The sequence below is a fragment of the Halohasta litorea genome (assembly GCF_024494645.1).
GTDB classification, from domain to species: Archaea; Halobacteriota; Halobacteria; order Halobacteriales; family Haloferacaceae; genus Halohasta; species Halohasta litorea.
The window spans coordinates 230,363-248,693 of sequence record NZ_JANHDJ010000003.1 but is presented as its reverse complement, the minus strand read 5'-3'; the positions used below and the strand labels follow the sequence as shown (position 1 = coordinate 248,693).

20 protein-coding genes are annotated in these 18,331 nt (G+C 64.1%); 11 read left to right on the top strand and 9 right to left on the bottom strand.

Going from position 1 to position 18,331, the window contains the following annotated elements:
- Window positions 1–1,110: a CAF17-like 4Fe-4S cluster assembly/insertion protein YgfZ gene (ygfZ, locus tag NO877_RS09605; RefSeq protein ID WP_256396119.1), complete on the bottom strand. Its 1,110-nt coding sequence runs from the start codon at window positions 1,108–1,110 to the stop codon at window positions 1–3.
- 64 nt (window positions 1,111–1,174) lie between these two features.
- The gene (locus tag NO877_RS09600) at window positions 1,175–1,471 is read right to left on the bottom strand and encodes a DUF6432 family protein (protein WP_256396118.1); all 297 of its coding nucleotides are present in this window, start codon (window positions 1,469–1,471) and stop codon (window positions 1,175–1,177) included.
- Between the two features lie 117 nt (window positions 1,472–1,588).
- Between NO877_RS09600 and NO877_RS09595 the strand changes: the two genes are divergently transcribed.
- The 4 genes from NO877_RS09595 to NO877_RS09580 all read left to right on the top strand — a co-directional run bounded on the left by NO877_RS09595 (window position 1,589) and on the right by NO877_RS09580 (window position 4,496).
- A complete protein-coding gene (locus tag NO877_RS09595) occupies window positions 1,589–2,563 on the top strand; it encodes a DUF7093 family protein (RefSeq protein ID WP_256396117.1) in 975 nt (324 codons plus the stop codon).
- A gap of 66 nt (window positions 2,564–2,629) precedes the next feature.
- A complete protein-coding gene (locus NO877_RS09590) occupies window positions 2,630–3,013 on the top strand; it encodes a DUF5611 family protein (protein ID WP_256396116.1) in 384 nt (127 codons plus the stop codon).
- A 114-nt stretch (window positions 3,014–3,127) separates the two neighbouring features.
- On the top strand, window positions 3,128–4,096 hold the full coding sequence (locus NO877_RS09585) for an ROK family protein (protein WP_256396115.1): 969 nt from the start codon (window positions 3,128–3,130) through the stop codon (window positions 4,094–4,096).
- 73 nt (window positions 4,097–4,169) lie between these two features.
- Window positions 4,170–4,496, top strand: coding sequence for a NifU family protein (locus NO877_RS09580; protein ID WP_256396114.1), 327 nt, complete (start codon window positions 4,170–4,172; stop codon window positions 4,494–4,496).
- A gap of 2 nt (window positions 4,497–4,498) precedes the next feature.
- Here NO877_RS09580 and NO877_RS09575 read toward each other — a convergent pair whose 3' ends face one another.
- On the bottom strand, window positions 4,499–4,633 hold the full coding sequence (locus NO877_RS09575; protein WP_256396113.1) for a hypothetical protein: 135 nt from the start codon (window positions 4,631–4,633) through the stop codon (window positions 4,499–4,501).
- A gap of 213 nt (window positions 4,634–4,846) precedes the next feature.
- On the opposite strand from NO877_RS09575, the gene NO877_RS09570 reads away from it, so the two are divergent.
- Both NO877_RS09570 and hisH read left to right on the top strand, forming a co-directional pair.
- Window positions 4,847–5,407 (top strand): YqaA family protein, encoded by a 561-nt coding sequence (locus NO877_RS09570; RefSeq protein ID WP_256396112.1) that lies wholly within the window; start codon window positions 4,847–4,849, stop codon window positions 5,405–5,407.
- A 66-nt stretch (window positions 5,408–5,473) separates the two neighbouring features.
- Window positions 5,474–6,127 carry an imidazole glycerol phosphate synthase subunit HisH gene (gene hisH, locus NO877_RS09565; RefSeq protein ID WP_256396111.1) on the top strand — a complete coding sequence of 218 codons (654 nt, stop codon included), beginning with the start codon at window positions 5,474–5,476 and terminating at the stop codon, window positions 6,125–6,127.
- A gap of 40 nt (window positions 6,128–6,167) precedes the next feature.
- Here the strand turns inward: hisH and npdG are convergent, their stop codons facing one another.
- Both npdG and NO877_RS09555 read right to left on the bottom strand, forming a co-directional pair.
- A complete protein-coding gene (gene npdG / locus NO877_RS09560; protein ID WP_256396110.1) occupies window positions 6,168–6,836 on the bottom strand; it encodes an NADPH-dependent F420 reductase in 669 nt (222 codons plus the stop codon).
- Between the two features lie 81 nt (window positions 6,837–6,917).
- Complete coding sequence (locus NO877_RS09555; RefSeq protein WP_256396109.1) at window positions 6,918–7,784, bottom strand: TIGR01548 family HAD-type hydrolase; 867 nt, start codon at window positions 7,782–7,784, stop codon at window positions 6,918–6,920.
- Between the two features lie 130 nt (window positions 7,785–7,914).
- On the opposite strand from NO877_RS09555, the gene NO877_RS09550 reads away from it, so the two are divergent.
- Window positions 7,915–8,436 (top strand): archaemetzincin family Zn-dependent metalloprotease, encoded by a 522-nt coding sequence (locus NO877_RS09550; RefSeq protein WP_256396108.1) that lies wholly within the window; start codon window positions 7,915–7,917, stop codon window positions 8,434–8,436.
- A 225-nt stretch (window positions 8,437–8,661) separates the two neighbouring features.
- On the top strand, window positions 8,662–9,216 hold the full coding sequence (locus NO877_RS09545) for an archaellin/type IV pilin N-terminal domain-containing protein (protein ID WP_256396107.1): 555 nt from the start codon (window positions 8,662–8,664) through the stop codon (window positions 9,214–9,216).
- A gap of 51 nt (window positions 9,217–9,267) precedes the next feature.
- On the opposite strand, the gene thiD is transcribed toward NO877_RS09545, so the two are convergent.
- Window positions 9,268–10,650 carry a bifunctional hydroxymethylpyrimidine kinase/phosphomethylpyrimidine kinase gene (thiD, locus tag NO877_RS19915; protein WP_379827340.1) on the bottom strand — a complete coding sequence of 461 codons (1,383 nt, stop codon included), beginning with the start codon at window positions 10,648–10,650 and terminating at the stop codon, window positions 9,268–9,270.
- Between the two features lie 218 nt (window positions 10,651–10,868).
- Here thiD and NO877_RS09530 point away from each other — a divergent pair, with 218 nt between their 5' ends.
- The 3 genes from NO877_RS09530 (at window position 10,869) to NO877_RS09520 (ending at window position 14,165) form a co-directional block, all read left to right on the top strand.
- Window positions 10,869–11,330: a DUF6789 family protein gene (locus tag NO877_RS09530; RefSeq protein ID WP_256396106.1), complete on the top strand. Its 462-nt coding sequence runs from the start codon at window positions 10,869–10,871 to the stop codon at window positions 11,328–11,330.
- 89 nt (window positions 11,331–11,419) lie between these two features.
- Entirely contained in the window at window positions 11,420–13,285 is a 1,866-nt protein-coding gene (locus NO877_RS09525) for a cbb3-type cytochrome c oxidase subunit I (protein WP_256396105.1), read from the top strand.
- A 79-nt stretch (window positions 13,286–13,364) separates the two neighbouring features.
- Window positions 13,365–14,165, top strand: a complete 801-nt coding sequence (locus NO877_RS09520; RefSeq protein ID WP_256396104.1) for a DUF6517 family protein — start codon at window positions 13,365–13,367, stop codon at window positions 14,163–14,165.
- Between the two features lie 9 nt (window positions 14,166–14,174).
- On the opposite strand, the gene aroA is transcribed toward NO877_RS09520, so the two are convergent.
- From aroA to NO877_RS09505, 3 genes are read right to left on the bottom strand one after another with little or no spacing between them, the layout of a single operon-like run.
- Window positions 14,175–15,512, bottom strand: a complete 1,338-nt coding sequence (gene aroA / locus NO877_RS09515; protein WP_256396103.1) for a 3-phosphoshikimate 1-carboxyvinyltransferase — start codon at window positions 15,510–15,512, stop codon at window positions 14,175–14,177.
- A 57-nt stretch (window positions 15,513–15,569) separates the two neighbouring features.
- The gene (locus NO877_RS09510; RefSeq protein WP_256396102.1) at window positions 15,570–17,048 is read right to left on the bottom strand and encodes a tubulin/FtsZ family protein; all 1,479 of its coding nucleotides are present in this window, start codon (window positions 17,046–17,048) and stop codon (window positions 15,570–15,572) included.
- 39 nt (window positions 17,049–17,087) lie between these two features.
- Entirely contained in the window at window positions 17,088–18,257 is a 1,170-nt protein-coding gene (locus NO877_RS09505; RefSeq protein ID WP_256396101.1) for a tubulin/FtsZ family protein, read from the bottom strand.
- Window positions 18,258–18,331 lie beyond the last annotated feature (74 nt).

Genomic DNA, 18,331 nt, shown 5'->3' with positions numbered 1-18,331 from the left:
CTACCCCTGATCTGTCGTCTTCGGGTCGGGATAGCTCGGCAGCCGAAGGGAGTCTCTGCTACCGGTCACGAACGGGAGATCGACCGCTTCGGCATCGGCTGCCGCCTCGGCGTTCTCGACGGCGGCGCTGTCGAGTTGGGCATCGAAGGAGACGAACGCCAGCGCGATCGGTTCGTCGAGCGAGGGGCTCTCGACGGCCCGCGTCACCTCGCCGACTTCCTCGCCCGCGTCGGTCACTGTCGCCCCGGCCTCGACCAGCGAGTCGGTTCGCAGCCCAACGAGCCGCGAACTCGGCTGGCCGCGGTTTGAGACCTTCGAGACGAGCTCCTGGCCGACGTAACAGCCCTTCTCGAAGTCGAGGCCGTGACGGAGCCCCGCGGTGTTGGGAACCCGACCGTGGAGCTCGGTCTCGAACAGCGGCGTCCCCGCTTCGAGGCTCAGCGAGTCGAACGTCCGGTAGCCGAAGGGCGCGGCGTTGAGGCCGTGATTGATCAGGGTATCCAGGACGCTCTCGGCGTCGTCGGCCCCACAGATCACCTCGTACCCCTCCTCACCGGTCGGGTTGTCGCTCGCGACGACGGTGACCCCGGCGTCGCCCATCGAGCCGCGCTCGAAGGTGAGTTCGGGTTCGGGTGCGCCCGCATGGTTGAGCACCGAGGCGATTTTCTCGGTCGACATCGGCCCGTGGACACCGAAGACGCCGAACGAATCGGATTCGTCGGTTATCTCGACATCTTGAATAAAGACCTTCTCGCGCCAGGCCTCGACCAGCGGCGCGGCCTCGGCGGGCGGCGTAAACAGCAGGAGCCGCTCTCCGGCATTATAAATGTAGAGATCCGACTGGATTCGGCCCTGCGGGTCCAAAAGTAGCGCGTAGCAGCCCTCGCCGTTTTCTTCGGGGACCCGGTTGGAGACGATGTTGTCGACGTACTCCACGCGGTCGTCGCCCTCGATGGCGACGATGCCGTAGGCCATCTCGATCACGCCGACCCCGTTGCGAACTGCCCGATGGGCGACTTCGGGGCGGCCGTAGTGGTCGACGACCTCGCGGCCGCTCCGGCTCACGAACGTCGCACCGAGTTCGGTGTGACTGTCTCCGACAAGTGTCATTACCGACTCAAGGTCCCGATGGAGTAAAACAGCGACGCCTCGGCAGGCGACAGTGGCCTGTTAGTTAAAAGCCGAGCCGATCCCGAAGCACGTCGACCCATGTCTCCTCATCCTCGGGTGTCGGATTCGTCTCGATGACGTGGTCGGCCGGTTGGATGCGAACAGTGCCGTCCTGCTTGTCGACCGTAATGAGGCCGTCGTCTTTCAGCGTCGACAGCCCGGTTTCGATCCGATCGATGTCGCTGTCGACGACCGCCCGGAGTTCCAGGACGGTCATCCCCTCGTCGGCGCGCTCGACGAGTGCATCGAGGATGTCGACCTCGACGGCCGGGCGATCCCGATACTCGGGCTTCGCTCCCATACTCACAGCTAACGAGGGGTACGGATTTACGTCTACCGGCGCGAATGGCCCGGAGCGTCAGACACGTGGCGGACAAGAGGGAGTAGCTTTTAGTCGTCTACTTCGATATGTCGTCTAATGGGACTCCGGTGTCTGCTCAGCCACGATTTTGGCGAGCCCGAACTCGAACGCGAACGCGAAGAACAGGGAAACGAAGTGGTAATCACCGTCAACGAGGTCAAAACATGCAGTCGGTGCGGTGAGCGGCGGATCGTCAGCGAGAACACCGAGGTCACCTCGATGGAACAGCTCACCGCAACCGCGGCCGAAGCCGACGCGCCCGACGCCGAGTCGGCCGCCGGTCCCGCCGATACCGCCGGGCAGTCGGCCACACAGCAGACCGCCACCGGGGCCGCCGAATCGACAGGGACCACCGGTGGCGACGATCTCGGCGTGACGATCGACGACTCGGTCTCGACTACCGAGGATGCGGAGGTCTGGACCGACGAGGACGACGAGCCCGGCGAGAGCGGCGAGCCGGAGGACCTCGGCGCGGCCGAACCCGCCAATATGACCGTCGACGACGTGGAGGCCGCCGCGGCCGACGCCGCCGCGCCCGCCGACCCCGCCGACGAGCCGACCGATACCGTCGAGTCGGCCGAAGACGACGGCGTCATTCTCACCGATGACGACACCGACGAGGAGGCCGACGAGCCGTCGGCCGAGCGCGAACCCGGCGAGTGGCCCGAGTACGACACCGGTGAGGAGAGCGACGGGGACACCGAGTGGCCCGACGTCGAGGGCGATGACGAAGGCTACTCGGCCGACGAGCCGCCCGAAGGCGAGCCCGAGGATATGACCTTCGGCGGCGGTTTCACCCCCGAGATCACCGAATCAGAGGCCGAACCGGCCGCCGACGGCGAGGAGGTCGAACTCTCCTTTACCCGTGCCGAGGAGTCGACCGTCGAGTACGAGCCGACCGTCGACGACATCGAAACCGAGTTCTACTGTCCGGAGTGCGGCCTCTCGCGGCTGGCGGGGGACTCCTCGATGCGCGCTGGCGATATCTGTCCGGAGTGCAAACGCGGCTACATCTCCGAGCGGCCGACCTAATTTTCGGGGTGCTGTCAGATCGGAACGACGAAACAGGTAAACCGTCGCCTCGCAAACGGATGGCCGATGAAGGAGTACAAGATGCGTCGCGGCGAGCATCTCGACGACCGCGTCCCCGACCTCGAGTCGACGATCGAATCGTACTTCGGCCCCGTCACCGGCACCGAAGAGGCAAACGGCCACGAGCTGTATGTGGTCGAAGAGCCGGACAACCCGGTTTTCAACCGGATTCTCGCCGGGGCCGCAGAGTACAGTGGCAAAAAGGACAAGCTCGCGGTCCACTTCGAGGAGCGGCCCGCCGAGGAAGTCATCGCCGCGGGCGAGGCCGACGCCGCTGCCGAGGCGGTCTCGCTGAAAAACGAGTTCCTGCTTGAGGCGACCGGTCGGGACGCCAAATCCCGCCGCAAGTCCATGAAACGGACCGTCGAAGACGATACGCCGGACTACTGAGCTGCGACCGTTATCGCTCTCTGTGCTCGGCCCTCGACAGCTCCCGTGGGAACTCTATTCACGCGTGAGCAAAAAGCGGCTCAATTAAGTGCTATCGCCCTCCCTATTCGCGTGATGGCCTACTACGTGGGCGTCGACCTCGGGGCAACGAACGTGCGAGCGGTCGTCGCGGACGACTCGGCGACGATCCTCGGCTCGGCCCGTGGGTCGACGCCGCGCGGACCGACCGGCATCGCGGTCACCGAAGCGATCCTGGACCACATCCGTGAGGCTTGCGACGAGGCCGGGGTCGCCCCCTCGGCTGCGAGTGCCTGTGGTATCGGCTCGATCGGCCCGCTTGATCTCGCCGCGGGCGCGGTCGAAGACCCGGCCAACCTCCCCGACCGGATCGACCGCATCCCGCTTACGGGACCGATTTCGAAACTGCTGGCGACCGACGACATCTACCTCCACAACGACACGATCGCGGGTGTCATCGGCGAGCGGTTCCACTCCGAGCGCAACCCCGACGACATGGTCTACCTGACGATGTCGTCGGGGATCGGCGCGGGCGTCTGTGTCGATGGCCACGTCATCGCTGGCTGGGACGGCAACGCTGGCGAGGTCGGCCACATGACGCTGGACCCCCAGGGAATCATGACCTGCGGCTGTGGCCACGACGGCCACTGGGAGGCCTACTGCTCGGGCAACAACATCCCCGCCTACGCCCGCCGCCTCCACGACGACGACCCCATCGACACTGCCCTCCCCCTCGAAGATCCCGATTTCTCGGCGGTCGACGTCTTCGAGCACGCTGGCGAGGACGCCTTCGCCGACCACGTCATCGAGCAGGTCACCCACTGGAACGCGATGGGCGTCGCCAACATCGTCCATGCCTTTGCCCCGCTGGTGATCAGCGTCGGCGGCGCGGTCGCGCTCAACAACCCCGAGCTGGTGGTCGATCCCCTCCGGGAACGCCTCGACGACATGGTGATGGCGAACATCCCCGAGGTCATGCTGACCGACCACGGCGACGACGTCGTCGTTAAGGGGGCGGTCGCCAGCGCCCTCACCGACGGCACCGGCGACCGCTCGCGGCTCTAAACGCGATGATCGTTTGTGGCTGATTCGCACTCGAACCACAACTTACCCATAGCTGCAGCCCCAAGAAGGAGTAATGAGTGACGAGAGCCTCAAATCACGAGTCGAGACGTGGATGGTCAAACAGATGCCGATCATCCAGATGCACGGCGGCACAAGCGTGGTCCGGGAGGCCGACGCCGAGACCGGACAGGTCGTCGTCGAACTCGGCGGTACCTGTTCGGGTTGTGGGATCTCGAACGTTACCGCCCAGAACATCAAGCGGGATATGTTCATGGAGTTCGAGGAGATCGAAAACGTCGAGGTCAAGGTCCCCTCTACTGGTGATACCGGTGCCGACACGGTCGAGGGCGGTCGCGGCGGCGATCTGCAGTACTCCAACGAGTCGGCCGGTCACTTCTAACTCTATTCGCTCACCAGCGCCGACTTGACGTCTCTGACAGTCTCTTCTGATCCTTCATCACTGAGTCGTGGGAGATATTCGGCCAGTCCATCGGCGAGTGCTGCTTCGTCGTTGATCTCACGGGGCCGAACTCTCATGCTAACCGTTCACACCAACCACAGCGACAATAGTGACAAAATATCATGCTATTGAGTTGATCCGACCAGACCTCCATGGGTCGACGGTATCGGTACGTTCTTGCCGGTCGATTAGTGAGTTACTAACAATATTGCCACTCCATGTCGTCCTGGACAATCGTGTCGATACCGACCACCGGCGGGCCAGTAGTCAGATGAGAGGCGACCACTAACATGGGCGTGTTGTCTCTCACACACGTCGCCGAACTGCCGCTGATTTCGGTCGCAGAGGGTGTCGAAGCCCTCGTCGAGTCGGCGACTGGGTGGCCCGGCATGGGCATCATCTTCGTCTACTCGTTTCTGATCGCGTTCATCCTGCCAGGGCCGAGCGAGGTCGTACTGGTCGCGCCGATCGATCTGGGTCTCGGCCCCGGGGGTCGACTCGCCAGTATCATGCTGGTGAGCGCGACCGGCAAGGCCGCCGGTAGCCTGTTTGCCTTCCATATCGGCCAGGAGGTCAAACAGGCCGGGCCGATCGTCCGCTGGCTCCGGGACTCGCGGTGGAACATCCTGGCGTGGTCCGAAAAGCAGTCGGTCCAGCTGGCCCGGCAGTACGGCTACGCCGGGCTTGCGATGGCGCTGTCGGTCCCGTTTTTCCCCGATACGATCTCGATCTACGCGTTTTCCATCCTCGAAAAGGACTACCTGAAGTTCGCCATTGCGACGTTCATCGGCAGTTTGGGTCGACTGCTGGTCACCGTCGGGCTGTTCGGCGGCGTCTCGGCGGTTATCTAACTCGTCTCGTCGCGACCCGACTGCGCGAACGGAAAACCACTTGCCTCCCGCCCCCAGAGAGCCTGTATGAGCGCGACCCCACCCGAACAAACGGCTGCCGAGATCGTCGTCGTCGACTACGGCCTCGGCAACCTCCGCAGCGTCACCCGTGGCCTCGAACGCGCTGGCGCGGGCGTCACGATCTCCGAAGACCCCGATACGTTCGCCGACGCCGACGGCATCGTCCTCCCGGGCGTCGGCGCGTTCCGCGAGGGAATGGACAACGCCGGTCCCTACCGCGAGGCATTGGCCGAGGCAGCCGACCGCGGCCAGCCCATCTTCGGCATCTGTCTCGGGATGCAGATGCTGCTGGGATCGAGCGAGGAGGCCGAACACGCGGGCGAGGGCGACGTCGAGGGGCTGAACTTCGTCCCCGGCACGAACGTACGCTTCGACGTCGACCGCAAGGTTCCCCACATGGGCTGGAACGAACTCGATGTGCAGCGCGAGCACCCCCTCGTCGAGGGTGTGGATGGCGAGTACGCCTACTTCGTCCACTCGTATTACGCCGACCCCGACGACGAGGACGCTGTCGTCGCTACCGCCGACTACGGCGTCGACTTCCCTGCGGTGATCGCCAACGAGGAGGGAACCGTCTTTGGCACCCAGTTCCACCCCGAAAAGAGCGGCGAGACCGGCCTGCGGATTCTCCGGAACTTCGTCGATCTCTGTGCCGAGTAGCCGCAATCGTATATAAATAACCGCCGTTTGTTTATATAGGTTAGTCGAACCGGACGCCCAGATCGTGGAGGCCGTCGTTGTTCATCGCGACGTTGATCAGCAGTGGCGTGACCGCTTCGATCTCGGCGGCATTTGCGATGCCGCCCGCATCCAGTGCCCGCAGCCCGTCGATATCTTCGGCGAGCGAGCCGACCGTCGACTTCGCAGACTCGTCATCCCCTATAAGTAGCGTGTCGATACCTAAGTCAGCGTCCAGATCCGTGAGCCGCCCCGCGGCGAGATTGTGGAACGCGCCGACGACGGGGACACCTTCGGGGGCGGCGTCGACCGCGATCTTGGTCACGCTGCCCGCGCCGGGCCGATGGTAGTGGAAACCGTCCTCGTCGCGTTTCATCCCCGTTGCGGGCGTGACGAGGATGTCTCCCTCCGAAAGCGAGTCTTCGACGGCTTCGACGGTGTCGGCAATGTGGTAGGCCGGAACCGCCAAGACGATCACGTCGGCGCGGTCGGCAGCCATCGCGTTCTCGAAGCCCGTAATTTTGGTGTCGACGCCTCGCTCTTCGATCTCGGCTTCGTACTCGTCGGCTTTCGCCCGAGCTTTCTCGGGATCACGGGAGCCGATCACGACCTCGTGGTCGGAGTGGAACGCCCACCGCAGGGCGAGCCCCTCGCCGATATCGCCAGTGCCGCCTAGGAGTGCGATTCGCATGACGAATCGTGGGAACGGTTCGACCCTAAGACTTGCGTGTGCGGCGAACGACCCCGGTATCTGTGGGACGGTAGCCGGTGACTAATTTAAATACTCAGGCAGCTCGTTGACCGATTCGAGCACCGCGGCGGCCCCGGCAGTGGTGAACTTCTCGCGGCCCGATTCGCCGGTCAGCCCGCCGGTAAGTACGCCGATTCCCTTATAAATCGTCTCCGGGTCCTCGCTGGCTGCGTTGACGGCCGTCTCGATGTCGTCCAGCGTGTCGCCGACGAAGACCACGGATTCGGAACCGAAGCGGTCGGCCAGCGTCATGAGTGCGTGGGGGTGTGGTTTGCCCTGCTCCCAGTTGTCCATCGTAAACCGGTGGGCGTCGTCGACTTCGATCCCGGCACGATCCAGCGCGATCGTCGCCTCGGCGGCCGGTCGCCCCGTCACCACGCCGACGTTGTAGCGGTCCGTGAGTACATCGAGCGTTTCGGGGTCAACCACCACTGGCTCGTCGTGGATGTAGCCCGCCGTCTCGAACGGCGGCTCGCTAGCTTCGAGTTCTCGATAGAGGTCAGCACCGAGATAGAGTGCCTGAAACACCTCGCGGAGTTCGTCGGGGTCCCACTCGTCGACGATCTCCTCGAAGGTCGCGTTCGGGAGTTCGGCCGCCAGTGTGGCCTCCGCGCCCTCCAAGCCGCCGCCGTGAGCGGCGATGTCGTCGGTGAACGTCCCGATATCGGCCTCGTAGCCCGCCTGCCCGGCCAACACGTACAGGGCGACCGCGTCGGTCACCAGCCAGTCGTTGTTGAACCCCCCGGCGTCTTTGAACGCCTGGATGGCCTCGCGGTCGACCGTCTCGCCGTACACGCGGTCGACGCTGTCGACGACCGCCTGCCGGTAGGAGTCGGCCACGTCGAGCAGTACGCCGTCGATGTCGAGTACGACCGTATCTACGTCCATCAACCGAACCGAAACGTGGCACTGAAAAAAACGTACCGAGACGCCGAACGCGGTGCTGGCCGCCGCCAATCGTGGGACGGCACGCCGGTCTGGCGTGAGACTTAATAACAGCCCCTCCATACCGCTTTCCATGCTTGTCGACATCGTGCCGATCGGGGACGTCCCCGCGCAGGTCAAGCGGGAATCCTCGGCTAGCCTGCGGTCGGTCTACGGCTGTAATGTGACCGTCCAGGACAGCCAACCCATCCCCGACGGCGCGTTCGACCCCAATCGGAACCAACACCGCGCCGAGGACCTGATCGAACTCGTCAGCCGCGTGGGATCGGGCGACAAAAACATCGGCGTCACCGCCGAGGACCTCTACTACCGCCGCCGCAACTACGTGTTCGGCCTCGCCTATCTCAACGGCAACGGCTCGGTCATCTCGACGTACCGCCTCCAGACCTCCTCGGATGGCGGGATCTCCTCGAAGCCCGAAACCGCCGTCTTTTCCGACCGCGTCCGCAAGGAGGTCGTCCACGAGATCGGCCACACCCTCGGGCTGGAACACTGCGACAACTCCAAATGCGTGATGAGTTTCTCACCGACCGTTCGCGAGGTCGATGTCAAAGAAGAGAACCTCTGTGGCTCCTGTAGTCGGCTCGTTCGCTGAGACGTACCGACGGCCTATCGGCTACGCTTTTTGCTTTCCGAACCCACAGAGTGTCCGATTCTCCGCAGCCCGCTGATCGAGGTCGTTGTGCGAACTTCCATGGACTTGTCACCTAGTTTACTTTCTGATATCAAAATAAATATTTGGGGAGATGAGTTTAATTACAACCGCCTTTTTCGATCACACAGTGTCTGTAGCACGCAACAACTACAGACTATACAGACAATGTTCACAGAAAACAGAGGTCAAGTCGGAATCGGCACCCTCATCGTCTTCATTGCGATGGTGCTGGTCGCCGCAATCGCCGCAGGTGTACTGATTAACACGGCCGGACTCCTCCAGACACAGGCCGAAGCAACCGGTGAAGAATCGACACAGCAGGTCAGCGACCGCATTAACATCCTGTCGGCAACGGGCAACGTGACCGATGGCGACGAGATTGACAAAGTCAACGTCACCCTCACGAAAGCAGCAGGAGCCGAGGATATACAGCTCGAAAACGTCACCTACGAGTTCGTTACGTCTGACTCGGTCGTAACCGGTGTCGTCGGTGACAGTGAAGCTTCGATCAGTAACATCACGTCGACAACGAACGATAACGTGATCACCGATCGTAGTGACCGCTACAAGATCTCCTTCGATGCTGCAGAAGCCCTTGGTAGCCCACTCAGCGGCGGCGAGCGGGTGTCGCTGACACTCACCACCGCACCGGGTGCCTCGACGGTCACCGAACTCCGCGTGCCCGATTCGCTCGTCAGCAAATCGGCCGTCTCGCTGTAGACTGCCACCTGCTTCGGTTTTATTTATTCGTCGACTCCCCACGCCGAGCGATTACTCCGTAATCAGTGCCTCGTAGAGCGTCAGTGTTCGTTCCAGGAGCGTCTCCGAATCCGACGCGAACAGCACGACGCCGGGCTCCCGACCCTCGCCACCGCGGTCGACCACGGCCGCTGGCGGGTCGCCCTCTGGCAGTCGATCCTCATCGATGCCCACCACTGGGGCCGTGTGGTCGACCCGTTCGATACGCGCTTCGTCTTGGTCGGCGGTCGCTGCTTCGACTACCGGCCCGTCGACCGCCGCCAGCGCGCTTTCGACCCCGCTATCGAACCGGCAGTTGACCGCGAACCGAAGCTCGGGATGCGTTTCGCGGGCAGCCACGAGCTGTCGGGCGAGCCCCCGCGAGCCACCGGGGCGAACCCCTGCTGTCGGTCGGATTCCGCTCCGTGTCCGGCTGAGCCGACCGTCGACACCGACGACCTCGGCTGGCGTCTCAGCGTAGCGCGTCGCGCCGACGACACCCATCCCGATGTCGGGAACGAGCGTCTCGACGTTCCGATCGACCAGCCGGGCGACGACCGACTCGACGGCCTCACTTACCGCCACGCGGTCGGCCCGCTCGCGGATGTCGACCATGTGGTGGACCGACCCCGACCCCGACCCTACGTCGATTCCGTAGCGGACGGCGCGTTCCATGAACGCGGCGCCGCCAGCAACCGCTTCCGACAGCGACTCCCCGGCGGCCACCCGGGCGGCGATCGCACTCGACAGCGTACAGCCCGAGCCGTGGGTCGCGGCGGTCTCGATCCGTGGATGGCTGAATCGTTCGGTCCGGCTGTCGTCGCCCTGCCCGACGACAAGGGTGTCGACAACTTCGTCGCCGTCGAGATGGCCGCCCTTGACGAGGGCGGCGTCGGCTCCCTGCTCGACGAGTGTGGTGGCAGCCGCTTCCGCAGCCGCCTGGTCGTCGATCTCGGTACCGGTGAGGATCTCCGCCTCGTCGACGTTTGGAGTCACGAGCGTCGATCGGGCGATGAGTTCGTTATACGCATCCTCGGCGTCCTCGCTGAGCAGTCGGTCACCAGTGGCAGCGACCATCACGGGGTCGACGACGAGTGGTCCCCCGTAGCGGTCGATGCAGTCGGCGACGGTCTCAATCACCTCTTCGCTCGCCAACATCCCGGTCTTGATCGCTTCGACGGCGAAATCGTCGACGACGGCTTGGTACTGGGCTTCGATATGGTCCGGGGGGAGGACGTGTACGTCCTGGACACCTGTGGTATTCTGGGCGGTCGTCGCGGTGACCACGGAGGTCCCGAAGGTGTCGTGGGCCTCCATCGTTTTTAAATCGGCCTGGATGCCCGCGCCGCCGCCGGAGTCGCTGCCAGCGATCGTCAGCGCGACCGGCGGCGAGACGGGCGCGTACTGGCGTGTCATGAGTCGGTTCCTCCCGTCTCGATGCGAGTCCACTTGGCCGTCGGTCCCTCGACTGTAATCATGGCTGCTCGTAGTGACGCGAGCTACGTAGTGTTGACTGATCTGTGGGGTCCGATTCACTGGTCCGTTTATAACACAGTCGCCGAATCCGACGGGAACCGAGTTTTATGTCGACTGCGGTGCTGATGGAGGTGTATGGAGACTCTGGGTGAGGTGGCGTGAACCGGATCGCAGGCGGCATCCTCGGCGGGGCGACCGGAATCTCGGTGATGTCGGTCGTCTTTCTCATGTTGGAGGTCGAAACGAGAGAGCAGGTTCGGGCCTTCGACGCGGTCGCCCGCTACGTCGGGATGCCCGGCAACACCTTTATCGGCTTCATTACCTTCGCGTTCGTCGGCACGGTCATCTGGCCGCTGCTGTTCGTCGCCATCGAGCCCTACTTCCCGTTCGATGACTCGCCGTCCAACGGGATGATCCTCGGCGCAGCCCTCTGGATCGCCTTTTTCATCCTCGGCCGTGGCGACATCACCGGCCCACTGTTGGCGGTGTTCGCCGGGTTCACGCTGTTGGCCCACCTCGCCTACGGCTTCCTGCTGGGGGCGTTCTACGACCGGTTCAGCGACTCCGCTGAGCCGACCCCTGATCGGCCGGAGCCCGAGGTCGGCCAAAACTCTCCCTGACTGGTCGCCGCCATGGCTATCAAGTCGACCGACATTCATGACAACACTCAAACACATCTAACAACCCCGAGACAGTAGCGGCATGATATGTGTTCACAGGACCGCGGGAGTGGTCGACAGTGCCGATAGACCTCGCGTTGCTGGCCTTTTTTGCGGTCACGTTCGTCGGAGGTGCGGTGCTGGTGGCTCGTCGGGCGACCGCTTCCGAGCCGACTGACAGGCAACTCGTCTCGGACGGCGGGTTTTCGGCCTGGCTGCCGGGGCGACAAACCGGCTTTGCGCACAAACCCGATGGCCTGCTTCGGTGGCTGACGACGGTCGACCACAAGGATATCGGGATTCTCTACATCCTCTTCGGGATTGCCGCCGGGACCTGGGGGGCGACAGACGGAATGATGATTCGGGCGGAACTGTTCACGGCGAACCCGACTATTTGGGACGCCCAGACCTACAACGCCGTCTTCACGATGCACGGGCTGACGATGCTGTTTTTCTTCGTTACCCCCGTTTTCTTCGGCTTCGCCAACTACTTCATCCCGATCCTGCTTGACGCCGAGGACATGGCGTTCCCCCGGATCAACGCCATCGCCTTCTGGCTCATCCCGATGGCCTTCCTGTTAGCGCGGGCTGGCCTGCTCACCGAGGTGTTGGGGAAGCTGCTGTTGTCCTTCGGGATCGACATCCCCGTCTTACTGATCCTGGAACCGCCAGCCAGCGGCTGGACGCTCTACGTCCCGCTGTCGACGACGCTGCAAAACCCCCAGATGGACCTGCTCTTGCTGGGCTTACACCTCAGCGGTCTCGCCACCGTGATGGGGGCGATCAACATCATCGTGACCATCTTCACCATGCGCGGCGAGCGGGTGACGTGGTCGAGTCTCGATATCTTCTCCTGGACACTCCTCACCACCAGCGGGATCGTCCTCTTTGCGTTCCCGCTGCTCGGGAGTGCCCTCCTAATGTTGCTGGCCGACCGCAACATCGGCACCGCCTTCTTCACCGCCGAGGGCGGACCGATTCTGTGGCAACACCTGTTTTGGTTCTTCGGCCATCCCGAGGTGTATATCCTCGTCTTACCGGCCTTCGGGCTCGTGAGCTACATCCTGCCGAAGTTCGCGGGCCGCAAACTGTTCGGCTTCAAGTTCATCGTCTACTCGACGCTGGCGATCGGGGTCCTCTCGTTCGGCGTCTGGGCCCACCACATGTTCTCGACGGGGATCGACCCCCGGCTCCGGGCGGCGTTTATGGCCGTCTCGATCGCCATCGCCATCCCCTCGGCGGTCAAGGTCTTCAACTGGATCACGACCCTGTGGGGCGGTTCGATCCGACTGACCGCGCCGATGATCTTCTCGATCGGCTCGATCGGCACGTTCATCATCGGCGGCGTCACCGGCGTCTTTCTGGCGTCGATTCCGATCGATCTCGTGCTTCATGATACCTATTACGTCGTCGGTCACTTCCATTTCATCGTCGTCGGCATCATCACGTTCATGGCCTTTGCGGCGGGCTACTTCTGGTTCCCCTTGCTCACGGGTCGGATGTACGACCGGCGGGCCGCGAAGGTTCACGCCTACATCACCATCGTCGGCGTGTTTACGACGTTTACGCCGCTGTTGGCGCTGGGCTATCTCGGCCTGCCGCGCCGCCGGGCGGCCTACCCCGCCGAGTTCGAGGTGCTCCAGCAGTTGGCCACCTTCGGCGCGGTCCTGTTGATCATCGGGCTGGGCATCTGGGCGCTGAACCTGTTCCAGTCGTTCCGGGTGGGGCCGAAAGTCGAGGACGCCGATGTCTGGAACCTCAAAGAGACCGATCAGTTCTCCGCCGAGTGGCGGTGGTTCGAGCAGCGACTCGCCGAGAAACGCGAGGCGTCGTCGGCTGCGCCCGCCGACAGCAGCGATGACGCGACGGGCGATCCACACGCCGACGGCGGCCTGGGTGATGGGGACCAGGACTGAGGAGCGCAGTAGCGAACTGTATAACTGTACTGACCAGTTTCCAACAAGCACTTATCAACGGGTGGTCTGTCTTTGGTGAATGAACCGACGGGCCCTCCTCGCAGGAACCGCAGCTGCCGGTATGCTCGGCGTCTCGGGCTGTCTCAGTGGCGTATTGGGTACGGTGACCAGTCTGGAGTCGACACCGGCAGGCGTCAGCGAGTCGGCGCTCGATTCGACCAGCTACGCGGCGGTTGGGATCGAGGAGATCGTCACCGAGGAAACGGTCGAGGTCGCCGGGCAGTCGGAGACGATCGCCGTCACGAGCTATCTCTCCAACTACGAAAAACAGGTCGGCATCGAGGGACTCGCCCAGCAGGCGACCGCGACGTTCGCGGTGCTCTCGACGCCGAAGCTCGAAATCGCTGGGCGGACGATGAACCCGGTCGGCGAGATGTCGGGTCGAGAGGTGGTCGAACTGATCGGGGACAACTACGAGTCGATCGACGGAATCGAACACGACAGCGATGAGACGATCACGATCCTCGACCAGTCGACCACCAAATCGCGGTTCGTCGCCGAGGCGAACTTCTCCGGGCTGCCCCTGGAGCTCGACATTCACGTGACCGAGGCCGTCGATCGCGGCGACGACCTGCTTGTCGCCATCGGCGTCTATCCCCGACAGTTCCGGATGACCGAAGGTGAGAACGCACGGACGCTCGCCGAGTCGATCACAGCCGAGCCAACAGCCGCCGAGGCCGCCAACGGCACGGAGACGGGCAATGAATCGGCCGACACCGAGCCGACCAACAGTTCGACCGAGGAAACCGAGTCGACCAGCGACGAATCCGACAGCAACGAGTCGGATGGACTGCTCGACGTCACCGACCGTCTCGCGTAGCGCACCGGACTACTCGGTTCGATCGACCGCGCCGCCCAGGTTGTCGAGCACGTCGAAGAAGTCCGGGAACGAGATGTCGACGTGATCGGCCCCCGTCACCGTGGTCGTTCCTTCGGCGACGAGCCCCGCGACCGACAGCGACATGATGACGCGGTGGTCGTGGTAGCCCTCGACCGCCGCTCCCGAGAGCGTCGTGTCGCTGCCGTGGATCGTCAGTACGTCGTGTTCCTCGGTCACTGACGCGCCTAGCTTTTCGAGTTCGGTGGCCATCGCGCTCACCCGGTCGGTCTCCTTGTACCGGACGTGCTCGCAGTTCTCGATGACGGTATCGCCCTCGGCGACCGCGCCGAGCACTGCGATCGTCGGCAGCAGATCGGGGGTGTCGCCGACATCGACGGTCGTCCCGGTGAGGTCGGACTGTGCGACAGTAATCTCGCCCGCGTCTCGGTCCCACTCGATGTCGGCGTCCATCGCCTCTAAGATGTCGACGATCGCGCTATCTCCCTGTGCACTCGGCTGGGCTCCCTCGACGACGACCGACTCGCCGTCGGCCGCGGCGATTGCGCCCGCCGCCAGCAGGTATGACATCGACGAGAAGTCGCCGGGGACGTGGTAGGTGCCGCCCTCGGGGCTGTACTGCTGGCCGCCCTCGACGACGAACCCCTCCGCACCTGCCGAGCGGACGCCGTCCGCACCACTCGCGCCGACCGGTTCGGCGACCACGCCGAAATCCTCCAGGACTTCGAGCGTGATATCGACGTAGGGTGCGCTTTTGAGTTCGGTTGTCAGGTTCAGTTCGATCCCCTTCTCGGTGACGGCACCGGCCATCAGCAGCGCCGAGATGTACTGGGAAGAGACGTCGCCGGGTATGTCGACCTCGCCGCCCGCGAGCGGTCCCTCGATGACCAGTGGGGCCTGGCCGTTGCCGCGGGTGCTCGTGGCGCGGACGCCGAGCGAGTCGAGGGCCTCCAGGAGCGGCCCCTGTGGCCGCGAGCGGAGCGAGTCGTCGCCGGTGAGCACCGTCCCGCCGTCGGCGAGCGCCGCCGCCGCGGTGACGAGTCGCATCGTCGTTCCGCTGTTGGCACAGTTAATTACGTCGTCGGGAACCTCCGGCGTCCCGTCGAACCCGGAAATTTCGAGGGAGCCCTCGGTCTCGGGGCGGTCGACCGTTCCGCCGAAGCCTTCGACCGCGCGCATCGTCGCTCGGGGGTCGGCGCTGTCGAGGGGGTCGTAGACGGTCGCGCCGTCGCTGTAGCCCGCCGCGAGGATCGCCCGGTGGGTGTAGCTTTTCGATGGTGGTGCCCGGGCGATGCCCGCGACTGTCGAGGTCGAGATGTGAACGTCCATACCCCGTGGTCCCAGCGAAAGGCTATCAGAATACCGGAGTTGGATCGGCGGCGTCAGTTATTGTTTCTGTGGCTCGTTTTCGGCAGCCGACCCGTCCCCCGTGGACTCGGATTCGGTGGCGGCAGTATCGTCGTCAGCAGTATCACCGTCCGCGGGCGTGGGTTCTTCCTCGGTTTCGTCTTCCGAGGACGTGGACTCCCCTTCGGAGTCGGCTTCGGACTGGTCGACCAATTCGGCCTCCTGGAAGTCGAACCCGTGGTCGTCGCTGGGTGGCTGTTCGTCTCCCGCCGACTGGTCGTCTCCTGTCGATTGGTTGCCTGCTGATCGCTGGGTGTCGCTTGTCGAGAGGGTAGTAGCGGCCGACAAATCGTCCGGATCGGATGCTGAGAGGTCATCCTGCTCGCGCTGGAACTCGACTGCCCGCCGTTGGAGCGTCTCGATCCGCGGCACGCCGGTCACGTTCGACAGCAGGATCGTCGCCGTGATCCGCGAGCCCTCCGGCAGCGGTTCGTCCCCGGCCAGGATCTCGACGGTCCCGGTTTTGTCTTCGAGCAGATAGCGGCCGGTCTCGAACCCCTTCCGTGAGAGCTCCTTGGGTGGGCCCGACAACACCAGCAGCACGCGGTCGGCCGTCTCGATATCACACTGCAGCGTGAGCTTCGAGTCGGCAGCCCGCTGGACGAGGTTCTTGATCGACACCGCATCGGTCTGGGGTTCGCGCTCCGGCACGTCCAAGCCGAGCAGTCGGCGGAGCCGTCGGTACCATCCCTCCGATACCTCCTCGAGTTCGGTCTCGGCGTAGCCGATGGTTGCCAGTCCGCCGACATCGAGGGTTCGCTTGAGGTCGTTCGGGTCCATCCGGAGCTCCGAGATGGCCGCCGTCTCGCGCTCTCCGGCTCCGAACAGCGAGACGAGTCGGGTCGCGATTGCCCTGTTGAGCTCGTCGTAGTCGTCGCTCTCCGCGCTGGCGAGCCACGACTCGGTGTCGATCGGAAACACGGCATCGGCCAATGGGACGAACGTCCGCACCGCACGCGCGGCGGTCCACGCTCGTCGGTCGGACTCCTCGCTGGTCGGCAGTACGCCGAGGACGTAGATCGGGAGCTCGTAGATCGACGCCAGCTCTTCGAGCAGCACCGCGCCGAGCCCACAGCCCGTGCCGCCGCCCAGCCCGGCGACGATCATTGCCGCATCGACTTCGGTGTCGTCGACCAGATCGAGCGCACGCCGGATCTCCGGCAGATCGTCGCGGGCGACTTCGACGCCGAGTTCCGGATCGCCAGCGACCCCCTCCCGACGGTCCTCCCCGCTCTCGTCGGCGAGATCTTCGGGACGGCTCACGTCCGGATGGATGTCGCCGATGACGACCTGCCGCTCGTCGTCGATGTGGCTGGTGTCTGCGAACGCGGAGGGGGTCGTGTTGAACGCGAGGACGTTGCCGTCGGTCAGCGGCCGGTCGGTCCGTGACTCGGCGTCGAGCAGCTGGTCGACGATCCGGGTGCCCGCGTTGCCGACGCCGAACAGCGCGAGTTTCATCGCTCGGTCCCCGCCGTCGGAATCGCCGATCGGCGGCTACTAGACGATCGGGTCGAGTTCATTGTCATCGTCGGTGATCAGCGACGCAATTTCCTCCTCCCGAACGGCGTCGAGTTCCTTGATCTTGTTCTGGGCGTCGACGGCCTGATTTTGGATCTCCTTGATCCGCGGGGTCTCGGTGACGTTCGACAGCAGAACGACCGCCGCGAGCGTATCGGAATCCTCACGGGGATCGTCACCCGCCAGCACCTCGACGGTGTCGGCCTCCTGTTCGAGCCACTCGCGGGCGGATTCGATCCCCTTCCTGGAGATCATCGATGACGGCCCGGCGAAGATAATCAGCGCGCGGTCGGCGCTCGAGACCTCACACGGGATCGTGAGACGGGAGTTGACCGCCCGACGGACGAGCCCCTTGATCTTGGCGGCGTCCATCGAGTTGATCTCGTCGTCTTCTTTCTTTTTGTACTTCGAGAGCAGTCCCTCCGGCTTGTCGAGATCCGTCGAGGCGTAGCCGATTGAGGAGACTCCGCCGGTGTCGAGGGTGCGCATGATGTCGCTCGAATCCATCGCGTTCTCCCCGACGTCGGAGTCGTCGACCTCGCCCGCTGCGAGCAGGGTGACGATCCGGGTGGCGAGCTCGCGGTTCATCTCCTCGTAACCCTCCTCGACGGTCTGGCCGCGGGAGCGCCAGGCGTCGTTGTCGAAGGCGATGAAGTTGTCGACTTTCGTCACAAAGGACTGCAGCGAACGGGCGGCGTTCAAGGCGGGACGGCCGCCCTCGTACTCGCCCGGCAGGACGCCGAGCCCGTATACCGGCTCGTCGTACATCTTCTGGAGTTCGTCGATAACGACCGGCCCGGCCCCGCTGCCGGTGCCACCGCCGAGGCCAGCCGCCACGAGGATCGCGTCGACTTCGTGGATCTCAACGTCGTCGAACACCCGGCGGATCTCGTCGATATCGTTTTTGGCGACCTCCGCGCCGACCTCGCCGTCGCCGCCGACGCCGTGGCCCTTGGCTTTCTGGTGAGTATCGCCGATCAACACCCGGCGGTCCTCCGGGACGTGGTCCGGTTTGGCGAGGTCCGTGCGGGCGGTGTTGATCACGAGGACGTGTCGACAGAGGTCCCGTCCGGTTTCCTGTTCGAATTCGAGCATCCGGTCGATGAGCTTGCTACCGGCGTTGCCGACGCCGATCGTTGCGAGTTTCATCGTCGGACCCTGTCGAGACGGCGATTACGGGGCAGTTGCCCGGCTGATTCTCCCTGGGCGGTACCGATCTGGTC

Excerpts from the sequence above, each read along its gene's own strand:
- ygfZ (WP_256396119.1), bottom strand. The coding sequence starts at position 1,110 with ATGACACTTGTCGGAGACAGTCACACCGAACTCGGTGCGACGTTCGTG.
- NO877_RS09600 (WP_256396118.1), bottom strand. The coding sequence starts at position 1,471 with ATGGGAGCGAAGCCCGAGTATCGGGATCGCCCGGCCGTCGAGGTCGAC.
- NO877_RS09595 (WP_256396117.1), top strand. The coding sequence starts at position 1,589 with ATGGGACTCCGGTGTCTGCTCAGCCACGATTTTGGCGAGCCCGAACTC.
- NO877_RS09590 (WP_256396116.1), top strand. The coding sequence starts at position 2,630 with ATGAAGGAGTACAAGATGCGTCGCGGCGAGCATCTCGACGACCGCGTC.
- NO877_RS09585 (WP_256396115.1), top strand. The coding sequence starts at position 3,128 with ATGGCCTACTACGTGGGCGTCGACCTCGGGGCAACGAACGTGCGAGCG.
- NO877_RS09580 (WP_256396114.1), top strand. The coding sequence starts at position 4,170 with ATGAGTGACGAGAGCCTCAAATCACGAGTCGAGACGTGGATGGTCAAA.
- NO877_RS09575 (WP_256396113.1), bottom strand. The coding sequence starts at position 4,633 with ATGAGAGTTCGGCCCCGTGAGATCAACGACGAAGCAGCACTCGCCGAT.
- NO877_RS09570 (WP_256396112.1), top strand. The coding sequence starts at position 4,847 with ATGGGCGTGTTGTCTCTCACACACGTCGCCGAACTGCCGCTGATTTCG.
- hisH (WP_256396111.1), top strand. The coding sequence starts at position 5,474 with ATGAGCGCGACCCCACCCGAACAAACGGCTGCCGAGATCGTCGTCGTC.
- npdG (WP_256396110.1), bottom strand. The coding sequence starts at position 6,836 with ATGCGAATCGCACTCCTAGGCGGCACTGGCGATATCGGCGAGGGGCTC.
- NO877_RS09555 (WP_256396109.1), bottom strand. The coding sequence starts at position 7,784 with ATGGACGTAGATACGGTCGTACTCGACATCGACGGCGTACTGCTCGAC.
- NO877_RS09550 (WP_256396108.1), top strand. The coding sequence starts at position 7,915 with ATGCTTGTCGACATCGTGCCGATCGGGGACGTCCCCGCGCAGGTCAAG.
- NO877_RS09545 (WP_256396107.1), top strand. The coding sequence starts at position 8,662 with ATGTTCACAGAAAACAGAGGTCAAGTCGGAATCGGCACCCTCATCGTC.
- thiD (WP_379827340.1), bottom strand. The coding sequence starts at position 10,650 with ATGACACGCCAGTACGCGCCCGTCTCGCCGCCGGTCGCGCTGACGATC.
- NO877_RS09520 (WP_256396104.1), top strand. The coding sequence starts at position 13,365 with ATGAACCGACGGGCCCTCCTCGCAGGAACCGCAGCTGCCGGTATGCTC.
- aroA (WP_256396103.1), bottom strand. The coding sequence starts at position 15,512 with ATGGACGTTCACATCTCGACCTCGACAGTCGCGGGCATCGCCCGGGCA.
- NO877_RS09510 (WP_256396102.1), bottom strand. The coding sequence starts at position 17,048 with ATGAAACTCGCGCTGTTCGGCGTCGGCAACGCGGGCACCCGGATCGTC.
- NO877_RS09505 (WP_256396101.1), bottom strand. The coding sequence starts at position 18,257 with ATGAAACTCGCAACGATCGGCGTCGGCAACGCCGGTAGCAAGCTCATC.